Here is a 16833-nt window from a genome sequence, read left to right as displayed (position 1 = left end):
ATCGTTGGCTGGTCGCCCAGTGGTCCTACGTGCCGGTAGCCTGCCACGCCGCGACCGCGCCGGGAAGACGCTGGAACAGTGGCATTCACCTCCCGTTCGCCCGCCGGTGACTCCGGGTACGCCGACGGCGGCGCGAGGTTCTCCGCGCCGCCGTGGGTGCTGCCGATCCGGGGAGGTCAGGCCTTCTTGGTGAGGCAGAGCAGGTAGCCCTTCTTGCCGGGCTCGATGCTGTAGAAGACGTAGCCGTCCTCACCCTCCTTGATGTACTGCTCGCAGGCCTCACCCGTCTTGGCCTGCGCCTCGGTCTGCCCGTCCACCCGGCCGACCACGTTGTACACGGCCTCGGTCGAGGTGCAGTCGACGACCTTGGCGTTGTCGACCTCCTCCTCCTCGGTGCCGGTGATCTCGGGCAGCTCGGCGATGCAGTCGCCGGTCTTCGCCTCGGCCGTCTCGTCGGAGTTCAGGACGTTGCCGAGACCGAACTTCAGCCCGGCGATGACCAGGAACACGACGATCGCGCCGACGATGCCGAGCACCTTCCTGCCGCCGGACTTCTTCGCCGGGGGCGGCGCCTGGACGCCGGGCTGGGGCTGCTGGGCGTCCGGGGCGGGGGGCGGTGCGACCTGCTCTGACACGGGCTTTCCTTCCAAGGGGTTGATGAGCAGACGACACCGTAACGATCAACAACGCGGCGCGCTGTCCCGTCGGCCTCATCCGTTCAGCTATTTCCCAGCTTCGAAACCACGCGGCGAGACCCCGGTCACCACGGGACGGGTGACCGGGGTCTCCGGGGGCGTTCAGCGGGTGACGCTCGGTGTCGGGGTCGCGCTCGGGCTCTGCGTGGGGCCCGGGCTCGGCGTGCCGGTGCCGCCCGGCGTGGGACCCGGCTCGCCGGTGGGTTCCGGCGTCGGGGTGGCCAGCGGGGGCAGGGTCGACCCCGGCGCCGGCCCGACCGGGGCGCGCGGCGCGAAGGGCGCCTGGTCCGGGCAGTACGGGTAGGTGCGCAGCAGCGGGTTGCCGGTGCCGCTCGGGTCGCGCGCGTCCGGGCAGTCCGGGTAGCCGAGCCGGATCGGGTCGCCGTTCTGGTCGAAGAGGCGGGCGTTCTCCACCAGCCGCCCCTCGCTGTCGTAGACGAAGACGTCCCGCACCCGGTCGTACGGGTTCTGCACCGCGATCGGGTCGTAGCCGTAGTCGTGGTAGCCCGCCCGGTCCTCGGCGTTCACCAGCCCGGCCAGGGCGAAGACGACGAGCACCGCACTGCCCGCGTGCACCGCCCAGCGGGGCCAGCGCCGCAGCCGCCCGGAGCGGTGGCCGAGCCAGATCGAGGCGAGCACGAAGCCGGCCAGCATGACCAGGCCGGCGAGCAGTTCGCCGCCGAACCGCGGCAGCAGGCCGAAGCTGCCGCCGGTGGAGATCACGGTGACCAGCATGGCGGCGAGGTAGCCGCGCAGCACCCACCAGGCCGGGCGGAGCAGCCGCAGGAACTCGCTCGCCGTCGCGTACCCCAGCGGCGGGCCGAGCTGGGTGTCCAGCGCGCGCAGCTGGCGGCGGGCCCGGCCCACGGCGGCGGCCACCCGCTGGTCGAGGTTGCGCCCGGCGGTCGCCGGCGCGCCGGCCGCGGCCCGCAGCTCCGCCGCGTACGCCTCGGGTTGCCCCAACCGCTCGACCAGGGAGCCGTCGGCCTCGGCGGCCACCTCGGCGAGGTGCTCCGGCAGGTCCTCGGTCAACTCGTCGCGGACCGCCGCCGGCAGGTCGGCCAGCGCGGCCCGGACCCGCGCGACGTAGTCCGCGATCTCCTGCTCCGTGACGGTCATGCCGCCATCCCCCGATCGTCGAGCAGTGTGTCCATGGTGGTGGCGAACGAGCGCCAGAGCTTGCCGGAGCGGGTGAGCTGGTCCCGGCCGGCGGCGTTGAGCGAGTAGTACTTGCGGTGCGGGCCGGATTCGCTGGGCACGACGTACGTCGTCAGCAGGCCCGCGGTGAAGAGCCGGCGCAACGTGCCGTAGACGGAGGCGTCGCCGACCTCCTCCAGGCCGGCCTCGCGCAGCCGGCGGAGGATGTCGTAGCCGTAGCCGTCCTCCTCGCGCAGCACGGCGAGGACCGCGAGATCCAGCACGCCCTTCAGCAGCTGTGTGGTGTCCACACCACGGACACTACTGTGTGATGCGTAGTACCGTCAACGGAACAGTAGCGGGTCGCGTCGGTGGCTGGCGCCGGACGGCCTGCGTAGGGTCGAACCATGTCCTGGAGCAGCTACGGATCGTTCCTGGTCTTCGCCCTGGTGCTGATCCTGATCCCCGGCCCGGACTTCGCCGTGATCACCCGCAACACGCTGGCCTCCGGCCGGCGTCGCGGCGTGTGGAGCGCCGTCGGGGTGACCGGTTCCAACGCGGTGCAGGGCATCGCGGCGGCCGCCGGCCTGGGCGCGCTCGTCGTGCGCTCCCAGCCGCTGTTCGAGGCCATCCGCTGGGCCGGCGTGGCCTACCTGGCGTACCTCGGCGTGCAGGCCTGGCGCTCGGCGTGGGTCGGCCGCTATGCGCCGCTGGCCGGCGACGCGGCCCCGCCCGGGCAGGCGCTGACCGGTTTCCGGCAGGGCTTCCTGTCCAACATCACCAACCCGAAGGTGCTCGCCTTCTACCTGGCCGTGCTGCCGCAGTTCGTCGGCGGGCCGGCGCCGTTGACGGTGCTGGTCGCCTTCGCGCTCAGCCACGCGGTGCTCTCGCTGCTGTATCTGCTGGTGCTGGTCGGCGCGCTGCACCGGGCCCGGCAGGTGCTCTCCCGGCGGCGGGTGCGCCGCTGGCTGGACGGGCTGACCGGGCTGGCCCTGCTCGGCTTCGGCGTCCGCCTCGCCACCGAACGCGCCTGACCACCGTAGGCCGCGCCACGGGCGCTACCGCTGCAGGCTCCAGGCGATGCCGTCGAGGATGTCGTGCTCGGAGGCGACCACCGAGGGCATCCCGGCCCGCTCCATGACCACCCGCAGCACCAGGGCGCCCGCGCCGATCACATCGGCCCGGCCCGGGTGCATCACCGGGATCGCCAGCCGCTGGTCGCGGCTCTTGCCGAGCAGGTCGGCGGTCACCTCGGCGACCGCGTCGTAGGACACCCGGGCGTGGTGGATGCGCGCCGGGTCGTACGCCTGGAGGCCCTGCGCGATCGCGACCACGGTGGTGACCGACCCGGCGAGCCCGATCAGGGTGGCCGCCCGGCGGCCGGGCACCACCTCCAACGCCCGGTCGACCGCGACCGCGATGTCGGCCTGCGCGGCGGCCACCTCGTCCAGGCTCGGCGGGTCGCCGTGCAGGTGCCGCTCGGTCATCCGGACGCAGCCGATGTCCATCGAGATGGCGGCCTCGACCCCGCCGGCGCGGGTGCCGACCACGAACTCGGTCGAGCCGCCGCCGATGTCGATGACCAGGTACGGCTCCTTGGCGTCGGTGGGCAGCCCGCGCACCGCGCCGGTGAAGGAGAGCCGGGCCTCCTCGTCGCCGGTCACCACCTCGGGGGCGACCCCGAGGGTCCGCTCCACCATGGTGCGGAAGTCCCCGGCGTTGGTGGCGTCCCGGGTGGCCGAGGTGGCGCACATCCGGACCCGCCCGGCGCCGAGCCGTTCGATCTCGGCGGCGTAGGAGGCGAGCGCGACCCGGGTGCGCTCGATCGCCTCCGGCGCCAGCCGGCCGGTCTTGTCGACGCCCTGGCCGAGCCGGACGATCTCCATCCGCCGGCTGAGGTCGACCAGCGGCGCCTCCGGCCCGGCGTCCGGATCGGGCAGGTCGGCGACCAGCAGGCGGATCGAGTTGGTCCCGCAGTCGATGGCGGCCACGCGCGTCGTCACGGCAGCAACCCTACGGCAGTCCGCCGGCACCGGGCCGACGGTCCGCGCCGGCGCGAGCGGCGGCGACGCCTCTCGGCGGGCGGCGGTGTTCCCGCAACGGTGCGATGCCGCTGAGGCATCAATATGACTTTCCGGTAGCACGGTCGTCAGCGGCATGCCTCCGGCCGCCGACGCGCCGGGAGCCCGCCGGCCGGGCCCTCCACGGGAACCGGCGACCGACCACACGCTCAGAGGCGCAGCAGCATGCGGGTGTTGCCGAGGGTGTTCGGCTTGACCCGCTCCAGGTCCAGAAACTCGGCGACGCCCTCGTCGTAGGAGCGCAGCAGCTGCTCGTAGACCGGCTGCGGCACCGGAGCGCCGTCGATCGCGGTGAAGCCGAACGAGCCGAAGAACCGGGTCTCGAAGGTGAGCACGAAGATCCGGGCCACCCCGAGTTCCCGGGCGGCGTCGATCAGCTCCCCGACGATCCGGTGGCCGATCTTGCGACCCCGGCACGCCGGGTCGACGGCGACCGTCCGGATCTCGGCCAGGTCCTCCCACATCACGTGCAGCGCGCCGCAGCCGACCACCGCGTCGTCGGCGGCCCGGACCGCGACCCGGAACTCCTGCACGTCCTCGTAGAGCGTGACAGTGGCCTTGCTGAGCAGCCGCCGGTCGTCGGTGTAGGTGTCGACCAGCCGCCGGATGCCGCGTACGTCGCGGGTGCGGGCCCGGCGGACGACGATCTCGTCCGCGGCCGCCCGGCCCGGTCCGGCCTCCCCGGTCATTCGCCCGCCGGCACGTCCACGCACGGCCCCGCCGTCCACCAGGGCTCCACCAGCTCCAGCGTCTCGTCGCCGAACGGGTTCACCCCGGGCCCCGCGCCGAGCGCGTGGCCGAGGTGCACGTGCAGGCACTTCACCCGTCCCGGCATGCCGCCGGCGGAGATGCCCGCGATCTCCGGCACCTGGCCGATCGCCTCGCGGCGGGTGAGGTAGTCCTCGTGCGCGGCCCGGTAGCGGGCGGCCAGCTCCGGGTCGGTGTCGAGCCGGTCGGCCATGTCCTTCATCAACCCGGCGGACTCCAGCCGGCTGCACGCCGCGGTCGCCCGGGGACAGGTCAGGTAGTACAGCGTCGGGAAGGGCGTGCCGTCGGCCAGCCGCGGGGTCGTCTCCACCACGTCGGGCAGGCCGCAGGGGCAACGGTGGGCCACCGCCCGGGTGCCCCGGGGCGGGCGGCCGAGCTGCGCGGCCACCGCGGCCAGGTCGGCCTCGGTGGCCGGTTCCCGCTGCGGCAGGGGTACGGACCTCGCCGCCGGCTCCTGCGGTGGTACGACAGTCACGGTGCCCATCTCTCGTTCGGTGCTGGGTCGGTGCTCACTTGTCGGGCTGCTCGCCGTTGGCGGCCTCCACGCTCGACCAGAGGGTGTCGTACCAGGGGTCGGGGGTGGCCGGGCTGGCCGGGTTGCCGCGACCCGCGTCCCGGGCGGCGCCCGCCGGGTCGTTGAGCAGGATCACGATCTTCTCGCCCGGTCGGGTCATGAAGAACCGCTCCCGGGCCTTGGTCTCGATGAACGCGTCGTCCTGCCACTTGGCCGCCTCGGCGGACAGGTCGGCGATCAGCTTCTCCTGCTTCGCCTGGGACGCCTCCATCCGCTCGATGTCGGCCTGCTGATCCAGATAGACCCGCACCGGGTAGGTGTAGGCCAGGGCGAGGGCGATCAGCACCGCGAAGAGCACGGTGGCCCGCCCGGTGAAGCGTCGGGGGTGGGGTGCGGTGAGCCGCTTGACGGTGCCACCGGCCGCCGTACGACGGGCGGCGGCGGGCCGGCTCGCGGAGCGTACGCCCTCGGCGCCGCGGGCCGTGCCGGGCGCGCGGCCGGCAGCGGCGCGCGGGTCGGCGCGGACCCCGCCGTCGCGGACCGATCCCCGGGCGGCCCGGCCCCCGCCCGGCCGGCCGGGCTGACCCGGCCGGCGGACGGGACGCTGACCACCCGGTGTGCGGCGCTGCTGCATCGTCACACCCCTCCCCCGAGGCTTCGCGCGACTCAGGCGGAACGGTAGCGCGGGAAGGCGCCCGCGCCGGCGTACCGCGCCGCGTCGGCCAGTTCCTCCTCGATCCGCAGGAGCTGGTTGTACTTGGCCACCCGGTCCGAACGCGCCGGGGCGCCGGTCTTGATCTGGCCGCAGCCGGTGGCCACGGCCAGGTCGGCGATGGTGGTGTCCTCGGTCTCGCCGGAGCGGTGGCTCATCATGCAGGTGAAGCCGGCCCGGTGCGCCAGGTCGACCGCGTCGAGGGTCTCGGTCAGCGAACCGATCTGGTTCACCTTGACCAGCACGGCGTTGGCGGCCTTCTCGGCGATGCCCCGGGCGATCCGCTGCGGGTTGGTGACGAACAGGTCGTCGCCGACGATCTGGATCCGGTCGCCGATCGACGCGGTCAGCGTCTGCCAGCCGCTCCAGTCGTCCTCGGACAGCGGGTCCTCGATCGACACGATCGGGTAGTCGCCGATGAGCTTGGTGTAGTAGTTGCTCATCTCCTCGGCGGTCTTCGTGGCGCCCTCGAAGGTGTAGGTGCCGTTGTCGAAGAACTCCGTCGCCGCCACGTCGAGCGCGAAGACGATGTCGGTGCCGAGCCGGTAGCCGGCCTTCTCCACCGCCTCGGCGATCAGGTCCAGCGCGGCCGAGTTGGTGGGCAGGTTCGGCGCGAAGCCGCCCTCGTCGCCGAGGCCGGTGGAGAGGTCCTTCTTCTTCAGCACGGACTTGAGCGCGTGGTAGACCTCCGCGCCGGAACGCAGCGCCTCCCGGAAGCTGGGAGCGCCGATCGGGGCGATCATGAACTCCTGGATGTCGACGTTGGAGTCGGCGTGCGCCCCACCGTTGAGGATGTTCATCATCGGCACCGGCAGCAGGTGCGCGTTCGGGCCGCCCAGGTAGCGGAAGAGGCTCAGCTCGGCGCTGCCGGCGGCGGCCTTCGCCACCGCCAGGGACACCCCGAGGATGGCGTTCGCGCCCAGCTCGGACTTGGTGTCGGTGCCGTCGATGTCGAGCATCTTCTGGTCGATCAGCCGCTGCTCGCTGGCCTCGTAGCCGATCAGCTCGTCGACGATCTTGTCCTCGACGTTGGAGACCGCCTTCTCCACGCCCTTGCCCTGGTAGCGGTCGGCGTCACCGTCGCGCAGCTCGATCGCCTCGAAGGCGCCGGTGGAGGCGCCGGAGGGCACCGCGGCGCGGGCCACCGTGCCGTCGTCCAGGCCGACCTCGACCTCGACCGTCGGGTTGCCCCGCGAGTCGAGAATCTCCCGGGCGACGATTCCCTCGATGGTTGCCACTGAGTCGCTCCTCGTTTGTGTGGTTCCGGTGCGGTATGAGCCGCGACGGTGCGGCTGAGGCAGGTGTTGAACGCAGCGTATCGGGCGGGACTCGGGCACGGGCCGTGCGGTCACACGAGGAGCCCTTCCGATCGGGCGCGGCCCGGCCCGAAACCTGCCCTCGACGCCGGGTTACCCGGACATTCCCGGATTCTCGGGCCTCAACCGGCAACGGGTTTGCGTACCGTGGACCCGATCGAGGAGGCTGGGCGCCATGCCCGCCGCCTCGACCACCCTCCGAATGCTCGCCGTGTCGGTCATCGCGTCGCTCACCGTCACCGGCTGCCAGGCCCTCGACGACGCCGGCCGGGCGATCGGACGGGCCGATCTGGTCAACGACCTCGCCGCCCAGCTGGACCGGGCACTGGAGCTGACCTACTCCGCCGACTACCAGCTGCCCGGCGGGCAGACCGCCAACATCGCCCAGGCGCAGGAGCCGGCCCGCTCCGCGTACACCTACCCGGGCGGCAAGCTGACCGTCACCGATGAGGCGACCACCCGCTGCGAGACCACCGGCGGCCGTACGGTCTGCACCCTGGAGGCGCCACCCGCGCCGAACAGCAAGCCGTCGGTGGCCGTCTTCACCGAGGCCAAGCAGCGAGGGCTGGTCACCCCGCCGGTCGTGGTGGGGCTGCTCACCGCCGCCGCGCTCGACCCCGAGGCGGTGATCACGCAGAGTGACACCACCCTGGCCGGTCGGCACGCCACCTGCGTGGACGTGCGGCAGTCCGCCGACAACTTCACCGCCTGCGTCACCACCGAGGGCGCGCTGGGCAGCTTCACCGGGCAGGTCGACGGCAAGCCGGTGGAGCTGGCGCTGAGCCGCTACCGGGAGACCGTCGACGGGACGGCGTTCGACCTGCCGCCCGGCGCCGGCGTGGTCGACCGCCGCTCGACCAGGTCATGACCACGGCGGCCGGGGCCGGCGCGCGCTTCGTGCCCGGGGCGGGACAGGCCGGCCCGCCCGCGCCCGACGACCCCGCGCTCGTGGTGGCCGGCCGGAAGCTGCTGGTCGGCGCGGACGGGCGGTTCCCGCGGATCGCCGACCTGCCCGCCGACACCGGCTGGGTGCCGCTCGGCACGCTCGACGGCGCCCCGGTCTGGGCCACCGCCCGCTCCGAGGGCAGCTATCCGGGTCGCTGGCTGAGCTGGCGGGCGCTCGCCGCCGAGGTGCCCGGACCGCTGGCCGCGCTGGCCGGGCGGGCGCTGCAGGTGGCGACCTGGCGGCACGCCCACCGCTGGTGCGGCGCCTGCCGGGCGGAGCTCGCCGACGTGCCGGGCGAGTCGGCCCGGCGCTGCCCCGACTGCGGGCTGTACGTGCCGATGCAGCTCTCCCCGGCCGTGCTGGTGGCGATCACCCGGCCCGGCCCGGCCGGCCGCCCCCACGAGCTGCTCCTGGTCCGCCACTCGTACGGGCCGACGGAGCTGTGGGCGCTGGTCGCCGGCTTCGTCGAGGCCGGCGAGACGCTGGAGGCGGCCGTGCACCGGGAGGTCGGCGAGGAGGTCGGGCTGACCCTCGACCGGCTGACCTACTTCGGCAGCCAGCCGTGGGCGATGTCCGGCCCCGGGGTGCTGCTCGCCGGCTTCACCGCCACCGCCGCCGACCCGTCGGCCGAGCCGGTGGTCGACGGGAGGGAGCTGGTGCAGGCGCGCTGGTTTCCGCTGGACGCGCTGCCGGCGGAGCTGCCGCCCGGGTACTCCCTCGCGCGCTGGCTGATCGACGCGGCGGTGACCGCCGCGCGCGGCTGACCCAGGCGGTCCGGCGCGCGCGGCCGATCCGGGCGGCGACCGCGGAGCGGGGCTGATCCGAGCGGCGGCCGGCGCGCGGGCCGCGCCGGCCGTTCAGACGCCGAGCAGGGTGCGCAGGTGGCGCGGGGACGGGCAGTCGTGGGCCAGCATCGCGTCGTGCCAGTCGCGCACCGACACCCCGTCCGGCCGGGCCGCGGCGAGGTCGGCCACCTCGCTGTAGCCCACGAAGTAGGTCGACAGCTGGGTCGAGGTGAGCAGCGCACGCCGCCACTTGCCGGCGGCCTCGCCCTCCTCCTGGAAGCCACGCCCGGTCATCAGCGCCATCGCCTCGGCCTCGGTCATCTCCTCGCAGTGCACCAGCTGGTCGAGCAGCGCGTTGATGGTCATCCGCAGCTGCATCTTGAGCTGCTGCAACCGCACCGGCAGGCCACCGAAGCCGAGCCCGGCCATCAGCTCCTCGGCGTAGACCGCCCAGCCCTCGATGAACGGGCCGGACCGGGCCACCGCCCGCACCCGGGTGCCGCCGGCGTAGCGGCGGGCGTGGGCGAGCTGGAGGAAGTGCCCGGGCATCGCCTCGTGCACGGTCAGGTTGCGGACCATGTGGTCGTTGTACTCGCGGTAGAACGACTCGACCCGGTGCGCCGGCCAGTCCGCCGGGGTCGGCGAGATGCAGTAGAAGGTCGGCACGTCGGCCGTCTCCAGCGGGCCGGGCGAGTCGCAGTAGGCGACCGCCACGCCCCGGGCGAACTCGGGCATCTCCTGGATCACGCACGGGTCGTCGACCAGGGTGACCAGGTCGTGCACGCGGACGAAGTCGGTCGCCTCGTCCAGCGTCACGCCGGCCAGGTCCACGATGGAGTGGTTGTCCGGGTGCTCGGCGGCGAGCAGGTCCAGCGCCCGGCGTACCGTCTCGTCGTCGGCCGGGCCGCCGACCAGCTCGACCGCCGCCGCCCGGATCTCCTCGGTGACCCGGTCCAGGTTGGCCCAGGCCCGGCGCTGGATCTCGGCGGCGCCCAGCTCGGTGTCCAGGGTGTGCCAGAGCCGCGCCTCCCAGCGGCGCCGGCCCAGCCGCGGGTCCCGCCCGGGCCCGGTGTCGTCGGCCAGCCCGATGCGCAGCCAGGCGACGAACTCCTCCAGCGCCGCGATGGCCGCGGTGGCGGCGGGCTCGATCCGGTCGTACCGGGTGGGTGCCTGGGCGAGTAGCGCCGGCACCTCGTCGCGGATCAGCGCCGCGGTGCCGGTGAACTGCCCGACCGCCGTCTCGGCGTGGATCCGCGGCATGTCGCGCAGCGTCGCGCGCGCGGTCGCCAGCGCGTCCGGTACGGCGGCGAGCCGGCCGGCCAGGCTCTCCAGCCGGACCTCGACCGGGGCGTACGGGCGGGCGACCAGCGCGTGCAGCAGCGGGCCGGGGTTGTGCCGCAGCGGATCCCACTCGTGCGTACGGATCTCGGTCGCCTCGAACAGCGCCCGGTCGACCAGGGCGCTCAGCAGCGCGTGGTCGACCCGCTCCTCGGTCTCCAGCGCGTCCGGGTCGAGCTCGGAGAGGGCGTCGGCCGCCTCCCGGAGCATCGCCTGGTCGGCGGCGAGGGCGTCGGCGGAGAGGTCGGGCAGCCGATCGTCGTAGCGGTGGTCCCCCGCCGACGTGGCCAGCCCCGGCCGGCTCTCCAGCAACGCCTCGACGATCCGCTCCGCGAGCGACCCGAACTCCTGCACCCCGAAACCCTACCCACCCGTCCGGCCCGATGCGTTGATCATGAAGTTGTTGCCACCCGCCACGGCGTGTCGTGACGACAACTTCATGATCAACCGGACTGGTCGGGGGTGGGGGGCTCGGTGGCGCGGATGGCCTGGGCGTAGGCGAGAGCGGTGCGGCGGAGGGCGGCCTCGGGGTCGAGGTCGGCCTCGCGGGCGGCGGCGACGGTGGCCAGCAGGCTGGCGCCGAGCCGCGCCTCGGGGTCCACCTGGGACTCGGCGAGCGGGGGCGGCACGGCCAGGCCGACCCGGGCGGCGCGCTCCAGGATCTTCGCGGCCAGCGACAGCGCGGGCTGGCTGGGCGCCACCCCGTCCAGCACCGAGGCGCGCGGTCTCTCGGCCCGCTTGATCCGCTCCCAGTTCTCGGTGATCTCCTCCAGGGTGCCCGCCTCGGCACCGGCGAAGACGTGCGGGTTGCGCCGGATCATCTTGTCGACCAGCCCGCCGGCCACGTCGTCGATGTTCCACCGCTCGCCCTCGGGCAGTTCCTCGGCGAGCCGGGCGTGCAGCACCACCTGGAGCAGCACGTCGCCCAGTTCCTCGCGGAGCGCGTCGGTGTCCCCGGCGCCGATCGCGTCGTACGCCTCGTAGCACTCCTCGAGCAGGAACCGGGCCAGGCTCTCGTGGGTCTGGGCCCGCTTCCACGGATCGCCGCCGGGCGACGCCAGCCGGTCCATCACCGCGACCGCGTCGAGCAGCCGGGCGCCGGGCGGATCCCACGAGCCGTACATCAGCTCCAGCTCGGCCAGGCCCGGCTCGCGGGCCAGCCGCAGCCCCAGCTCCCGGGCCAGCGACTCGTCGCCGGTCGGCCCGGCCAGCCAGACCGCGGTGCCGCGCGCGGCGGCCGCGTCCAGCAGCGCCGTCGTCGCCGTGCTCTCGACCACGGTGACCTCGGCGCCCGCCGCGCGGACCGCCGTGGTCAGCTCGCTCTCCGCGCCGGCCAGCACCGGGGCCTGTCGTACGACGTCCCAGGCGGCCGCGGTCAGCAACCCGGCCGGCAACCGGGGCGAGGTGACCAGCAGGACGATCCGTGGCGCCATGCTCAGGAGAGGTCGATCACCGCGTCGGAACCGGGCTCCCCGAGCGGCACGCTCACCGCGGCGACCTCGGCCGAGAAGTTGAGCAGCGGGACCTCCAGCGGCCGGTAGCGCGGGTTCACCGTGACGTCGTGGCTCTCCACCGCCTCGGCCAGCGCCTTGCGGGTGGCCAGCGCGCCGCGCAGCTGCTCGCCGTCGAGCTGACCGGCGGCCGCCTCGTCGGTCACGTCGGCCGGGATCGCCCCGGCCTTGCGGCCCGCCGCGATCACGTCGGCCATCTCCTGCTCGGTCGGCGCGGCCGGCGCCGCGGACGGCACGCCGGACAGGCAGGTGTAGAGCGTGGCCACCTGCCGCACGTAGTCGGTGTCGGGAGAGAGGCCGGACTGCTCGGCGACCTGCTCCGGCGACACCTGCCCGCGCGGCTGGTAGTTCCGCTCGGCCGAGACCCGCTCGCACACCTCGGTGAGCACCAGCACGCTCGCCACCTGAGCGCGCCGGGGCAGACGCGACCCCTGCGGCACGGGCTCGTTCCCGTCGGTGGGCTCCGCGGCGGGGCTCGGGCTCGGTGCCGGGTTCTTCGCCCGCGCGTCGTCCAGCACGGCGCTGACCGCATCCTCGGTGATGCGGTGATCACCGACGTACGCGGCGACGCCGGGCTCGGCACGGCAACCGGAGAGGGCGACGAGGCCGACCGCCACGCTGGCGACGGCGACAAGACGGCGAGCACGCATGGGGCTCACTCTCTCACGCCATCCCACCTCGCTGTGACGCCCCCCACCTCCCCGGGCCGGCCGGAGCCGGCGACCGGGGAGGCGCCGCCGTCGGTGGCACCGACACCTCCCCGGTCGACCGGAAGCCTTCCGGGTCAGGCGGTCGCTTTCGCCGGCACGGCCGGGGTCGCCGGGTCAGGCCGTCGCTCCCGCCGGCACGGCCGGGGTCGCCGGGTCAGGCCGTCGCTCCCGCCGGCACGGCCGGGGTCGCCGGGTCAGGCCGTCGCTCCCGCCGGCACGGCCGGGGTCGCCGGGTCAGGCCGTCGCTCCCGCCGGCACGGCCGGCGTCGGGTCGCCCAGGACGTCGGAGAGGAGCTGGGCGCACCACTGGAGCAACGCCTGGTCGCGCAGCGGCTCGCCGCCGACCCGACGGGTGCTCGGCCGGGGCACGCTGACCTGGTCCAGCGCGGACTTGTAGACCGCGTCCGGGTGGTAGCGCTTGAGCCGCAGCTGCTTCGAGTCCGGCAGCGGCAGCGGGCCGAACCGGATGTGCTTGCCCTGCATCGAGACGTCGGTGAGGCCGTACCGGCGGGCCAGCAGCCGGAACCGGGCCACCGCGACCAGGTTCTGCACCGGGGCGGGCGGCTCGCCGTACCGGTCGGTCATCTCGGCGACGACCTCGCTCAGCCGCTCTTCGTCCCGGGCTTCGGCGAGCTTGCGGTACATCTCCAGGCGCAGCCGCTCCACGCCGACGTAGTCGTGCGGCAGGTGCGCGTCGATCGGCAGGTCGATCTTGACGTCGACCTCCTCCTCCGGGCGCTCGCCCTTGAACGCCTGCACCGCCTCGCCGACCATCCGCACGTACAGGTCGAAGCCGACCCCCTCGATGTGCCCGGACTGCTCGCCGCCGAGCAGGTTGCCGGCACCCCGGATCTCCAGGTCCTTCATCGCCACGTACATGCCGGCGCCCAGCTCGGTGTGCTGGGCGATGGTGGCCAGCCGCTCGTGGGCGTGCTCGGTGAGCGGCTTCTCCGGCGGGTAGAGGAAGTACGCGTACGCCCGCTCCCGGCCCCGGCCCACCCGGCCGCGGATCTGGTGCAGCTGGGCCAGGCCGAGCAGGTCGGCCCGCTCCACGATCAGGGTGTTGGCGTTGGGGATGTCGATGCCCGACTCCACGATCGTGGTGCAGACCAACACGTCGAACTCCTTCTCCCAGAAGCCGACCATGACCTTCTCGAGCGCCTCCTCGCCCATCTGGCCGTGCGCCACCGCGACCCGTGCCTCGGGCACCAGCTCACGGATCCGCCGCGCCGCCCGGTCGATCGACTCCACCCGGTTGTGCAGGTAGAAGACCTGCCCGTCGCGGAGCAGCTCGCGGTGGATGGAGGCGGCCACCTGCTTGTCGTCGTACGCCCCGACGAAGGTCAGCACCGGGTGCCGCTCCTCGGGCGGGGTGGCGATGGTGGACATCTCCCGGATGCCGGTGATCGCCATCTCCAGGGTGCGCGGGATCGGCGTGGCCGACATGCTCAGCACGTCGACCGAGGCGCGCATGGACTTCAGGTGCTCCTTGTGCTCGACGCCGAAGCGCTGCTCCTCGTCGACGATCACCAGGCCGAGCTGCTTGAACCGGGTCGCCGCCTGGAGCAGCCGGTGGGTGCCGATGACGATGTCCGCCGTGCCGTCGGCGGCCATCGCCAGGGTCTGCTCGGCCTCCTTCGGCGTCTGGAACCGGGACAGCTGCCGGATGGTCACCGGGAACTGGCTCATCCGCTCGGCGAAGGTGTTGTAGTGCTGCTGCACCAGCAGCGTGGTGGGCACCAGCACGGCCACCTGCTTGCCGTCCTGCACCGCCTTGAACGCCGCCCGGACCGCGATCTCGGTCTTGCCGTAGCCGACGTCGCCGCAGATCAGCCGGTCCATCGGGACCGACTGCTCCATGTCCCGCTTGACCTCCTCGATGGCCGCGAGCTGGTCGGGCGTCTCCTGCCACGGGAAGGCGTCCTCCAGCTCCCGCTGCCACGGGCTGTCCGGGCCGAACGAGTGCCCCTTGGACGCCTTGCGGGCGGCGTAGAGCTGGATCAGCTGGGCGGCGATCTCGCGCACCGCCTTGCGGGCCCGCGCCTTGGACTTCTGCCAGTCCGAGCCGCCCATCTTGTGCAGGGTGGGCTGCTCGCCGCCGACGTACCGGGAGAGCTGGTCGAGCTGGTCGGTGGGGACGAAGAGCCGGTCGCCCGGTTGGCCGCGCTTGCTCGGGGCGTACTCGATGACGAGGTACTCCCGGCTGGCGCCGTTGACCGTGCGCTGCACCAGTTCGAGGTAGCGGCCGATGCCGTGCTGCTCGTGCACCACGTGGTCGCCGGCCTTCAGCTCCAGCGGGTCGATGGTGTTGCGGCGGCGGCTCGGCATCCTGCGCATGTCGCGCGTCGAGGTGCCCCGCCCGCCGGTGACGTCGTTGCCGGTGAGCAGCACGAACCGGGACGCCTCGTCGACGAACCCGCTGGTCAGGCTGCCGCAGCTGACCAGCAGCTCGCCCGGGGCCGGAGCGTGCGGCACCTCCTCGACCAGGCGGGCGCCGAGGCCGGCGTCGCGGAGCACCTCGACCGCCCGCTGGGCGGGACCGTGGCCCTCGAAGACCAGCGCGATCGACCAGCCCTCGCCGGCCCAGCGCTTCAGGTCGTCGACCACCCGGACGGTCTCGCCGTGGTAGAGCGGGGCCGGCTGGGCGGCCAGGGTCACCCCGATCGCGTCGTCCGGGGTGACCGCCACCTCTTCCGGCTCGTCCTCCCAGGGCTGGCGCGCCGGGGCTCCGGCCGCCTCGGCCAGGCCGAACGGCGAGAGCGTCCACCACGGCTGGCGCAGCGCCGCCGCGGCGGCGCGTACGTCGGCCAGGGTGCGGAAGGCGGCGGCGCCGAGGTCGACCGGGGCCTGGCCACCGGTGGCGGCCGCGGCCCAGCTGGCCTGGAGGAACTCCTCGGAGGTACGCACCAGGTCGTGCGCCCGGGTGCGGATCCGCTCGGGGTCGCAGAGGATCACGTGGGTGCCGGCCGGCATCGTGTCCAGCAGCAGCTCCAGGCTCTCGTCGCCGAGCAGCGCCGGGACCAGCGACTCCATCCCCTCGACCGGGATGCCCTCGGCGAGCTTGTCGAGGATCTCGGCCAGCTCCGGGTGCCGCTGGGCCAGGGCGGCGGCCCGCTCGCGTACCGCCGGGGTGAGCAGCAGCTCGCGGCAGGGCGGCGCCCACAGCCCGGCGACCTGCTCGATGGTGCGCTGGTCGGCGACGGCGAAGGTGCGGATCTCCTCCACCTCGTCGCCCCAGAACTCGACCCGGGAGGGGTGCTCGTCGGTGGGCGGGAAGACGTCCAGGATGCCGCCGCGCACCGCGAACTCGCCGCGCTTGGTGACCAGGTCGACCCGGGCGTACGCCATGTCGGTGAGCCGGCGCGCGACGTCCTCCAGGTCGGCCTCGTCGCCGGACGCGAGCTGCACCGGAACCAGGTCGCCGAGGCCCTTGAGCTGCGGCTGGAGCAGCGACCGGACCGGGGCGACGACCACCCGCAGCGGGCCGGTGCGCCCGTGCGCGTCGGCCGCGTCGGGGTGGGCGAGCCGGCGCAGCACGGCCAGCCGCCGCCCGACGGTGTCGGATCGGGGCGAGAGCCGCTCGTGCGGCAGCGTCTCCCAGGACGGGAAGACCGCCACCTGCTCCGGCGGCAGCAGGCTGCCCAGCGCCGAGGCCAGGTCGTCGGCCTCCCGGCTGGTGGCCGTCACGGCCAGCACCGGCCGGCCGGCTCCCCCGCCGGCCCCGTCGGCGTCCGCCGCGACGGCGGCGACCGCGAACGGGCGCAGCGCCGCCGGGGCGGTGATGTCGAGCCCGTCGACCTGGGCGGCACCGGAGCGCGCCAGGTCACGCGCCCGGGCCAGCCCGGGGTCGGCCAGGGCGGCGGAGAACAGACCGGTGAGCATGTGATCACTTCCAGGGGAGTCGGCACGCGTGGACGGGCACACGACAGATGCCCCGCGTCCGGCCGGACGGGGGGTGCACGACTGCCAGCCTATCCCCGCCGACCGACACCCCACCCCCTTCCCGCCCACGCCGCCCGCGTCCCGAGCCCGGCGGACCGGGGCACCGCGAGCCGCCGCCCCACCCGCACCCCACCGCCGAACCCGGCCCCCGCCTGCGCGCCCGCGCCACCCCAACGCCCACGCCGGCGCCCAGGCCGGCGCCCGTGTCCGCACCCGCACCCGCACCCGCACCCGCACCCGCACCCGCACCCAAGATCCGGACAACTTCAGGGAAGTAGTGGCCTCCGACGCGCTAGAAGGCCACTACTTCAGGGAAGTTGTGCGGATCTTGACCGCGTCGCCACCCCGGTTGGCCTGGTGGGCGGCGGGGGGCGGGGG

The 16833-nt window shown here is 74.2% G+C and carries 15 protein-coding genes; 3 read left to right on the top strand and 12 right to left on the bottom strand.

All coding sequences use genetic code 11. From position 1 onward, the window contains the following. Nucleotides 1-176: 176 nt before the first annotated feature. The 3 genes from AC1WTP_RS25790 to AC1WTP_RS25780 all read right to left on the bottom strand — a co-directional run bounded on the left by AC1WTP_RS25790 (nt 177) and on the right by AC1WTP_RS25780 (nt 2143). A complete protein-coding gene (locus tag AC1WTP_RS25790) occupies nt 177-635 on the bottom strand; it encodes an LppU/SCO3897 family protein (RefSeq protein ID WP_481651858.1) in 459 nt (152 codons plus the stop codon). Nucleotides 636-797: 162 nt separating this feature from the next. Continuing rightward, nucleotides 798-1814, bottom strand: coding sequence for an HAAS signaling domain-containing protein (locus tag AC1WTP_RS25785; RefSeq protein WP_481651857.1), 1017 nt, complete (start codon nt 1812-1814; stop codon nt 798-800). Further along, nucleotides 1811-2143 (bottom strand): PadR family transcriptional regulator, encoded by a 333-nt coding sequence (locus tag AC1WTP_RS25780; RefSeq protein ID WP_481651856.1) that lies wholly within the window; start codon nt 2141-2143, stop codon nt 1811-1813. The genes AC1WTP_RS25785 and AC1WTP_RS25780 overlap by 4 nt, the downstream gene beginning before the upstream one ends. 96 nt (nt 2144-2239) lie before the next feature. On the opposite strand from AC1WTP_RS25780, the gene AC1WTP_RS25775 reads away from it, so the two are divergent. Further along, the gene (locus AC1WTP_RS25775; RefSeq protein ID WP_481651855.1) at nt 2240-2866 is read left to right on the top strand and encodes a LysE family translocator; all 627 of its coding nucleotides are present in this window, start codon (nt 2240-2242) and stop codon (nt 2864-2866) included. A gap of 24 nt (nt 2867-2890) precedes the next feature. Here the strand turns inward: AC1WTP_RS25775 and AC1WTP_RS25770 are convergent, their stop codons facing one another. The 5 genes from AC1WTP_RS25770 to eno form a co-directional block, all read right to left on the bottom strand. Further along, on the bottom strand, nt 2891-3823 hold the full coding sequence (locus tag AC1WTP_RS25770; protein ID WP_481651907.1) for a Ppx/GppA phosphatase family protein: 933 nt from the start codon (nt 3821-3823) through the stop codon (nt 2891-2893). A 239-nt stretch (nt 3824-4062) separates the two neighbouring features. Beyond that, nucleotides 4063-4602, bottom strand: a complete 540-nt coding sequence (locus AC1WTP_RS25765; RefSeq protein ID WP_447135343.1) for an amino-acid N-acetyltransferase — start codon at nt 4600-4602, stop codon at nt 4063-4065. Then, nucleotides 4599-5156, bottom strand: a complete 558-nt coding sequence (locus AC1WTP_RS25760; RefSeq protein ID WP_481651854.1) for a DUF501 domain-containing protein — start codon at nt 5154-5156, stop codon at nt 4599-4601. The genes AC1WTP_RS25765 and AC1WTP_RS25760 overlap by 4 nt, the downstream gene beginning before the upstream one ends. A gap of 34 nt (nt 5157-5190) precedes the next feature. Further along, the gene (locus AC1WTP_RS25755; RefSeq protein WP_481651853.1) at nt 5191-5829 is read right to left on the bottom strand and encodes an FtsB family cell division protein; all 639 of its coding nucleotides are present in this window, start codon (nt 5827-5829) and stop codon (nt 5191-5193) included. A 32-nt stretch (nt 5830-5861) separates the two neighbouring features. Then, the gene (eno, locus tag AC1WTP_RS25750) at nt 5862-7145 is read right to left on the bottom strand and encodes a phosphopyruvate hydratase (protein WP_481651852.1); all 1284 of its coding nucleotides are present in this window, start codon (nt 7143-7145) and stop codon (nt 5862-5864) included. A gap of 253 nt (nt 7146-7398) precedes the next feature. Between eno and AC1WTP_RS25745 the strand changes: the two genes are divergently transcribed. Continuing rightward, nucleotides 7399-8091 carry a hypothetical protein gene (locus AC1WTP_RS25745; RefSeq protein WP_481651851.1) on the top strand — a complete coding sequence of 231 codons (693 nt, stop codon included), beginning with the start codon at nt 7399-7401 and terminating at the stop codon, nt 8089-8091. Beyond that, nucleotides 8088-8933 carry an NAD(+) diphosphatase gene (gene nudC / locus AC1WTP_RS25740; RefSeq protein ID WP_481651850.1) on the top strand — a complete coding sequence of 282 codons (846 nt, stop codon included), beginning with the start codon at nt 8088-8090 and terminating at the stop codon, nt 8931-8933. The genes AC1WTP_RS25745 and nudC overlap by 4 nt, the downstream gene beginning before the upstream one ends. A 93-nt stretch (nt 8934-9026) precedes the next feature. Here the strand turns inward: nudC and AC1WTP_RS25735 are convergent, their stop codons facing one another. The 4 genes from AC1WTP_RS25735 to mfd all read right to left on the bottom strand — a co-directional run bounded on the left by AC1WTP_RS25735 (nt 9027) and on the right by mfd (nt 16395). Continuing rightward, a complete protein-coding gene (locus AC1WTP_RS25735) occupies nt 9027-10646 on the bottom strand; it encodes a DUF885 domain-containing protein (RefSeq protein WP_481651849.1) in 1620 nt (539 codons plus the stop codon). 89 nt (nt 10647-10735) lie between these two features. After that, nucleotides 10736-11725, bottom strand: a complete 990-nt coding sequence (locus AC1WTP_RS25730; RefSeq protein WP_481651848.1) for a nucleoside triphosphate pyrophosphohydrolase — start codon at nt 11723-11725, stop codon at nt 10736-10738. A 2-nt stretch (nt 11726-11727) separates the two neighbouring features. Further along, nucleotides 11728-12453 carry a hypothetical protein gene (locus AC1WTP_RS25725; RefSeq protein WP_481651847.1) on the bottom strand — a complete coding sequence of 242 codons (726 nt, stop codon included), beginning with the start codon at nt 12451-12453 and terminating at the stop codon, nt 11728-11730. Nucleotides 12454-12747: 294 nt separating this feature from the next. After that, the gene (gene mfd / locus AC1WTP_RS25720; protein ID WP_481651846.1) at nt 12748-16395 is read right to left on the bottom strand and encodes a transcription-repair coupling factor; all 3648 of its coding nucleotides are present in this window, start codon (nt 16393-16395) and stop codon (nt 12748-12750) included. Nucleotides 16396-16833 lie beyond the last annotated feature (438 nt).

The sequence above is a fragment of the Micromonospora sp. R311 genome (assembly GCF_056780015.1).
The sequence above is the reverse complement of the archived record's forward strand: the minus strand, read 5'-3'. Positions and strand labels throughout refer to the sequence as shown.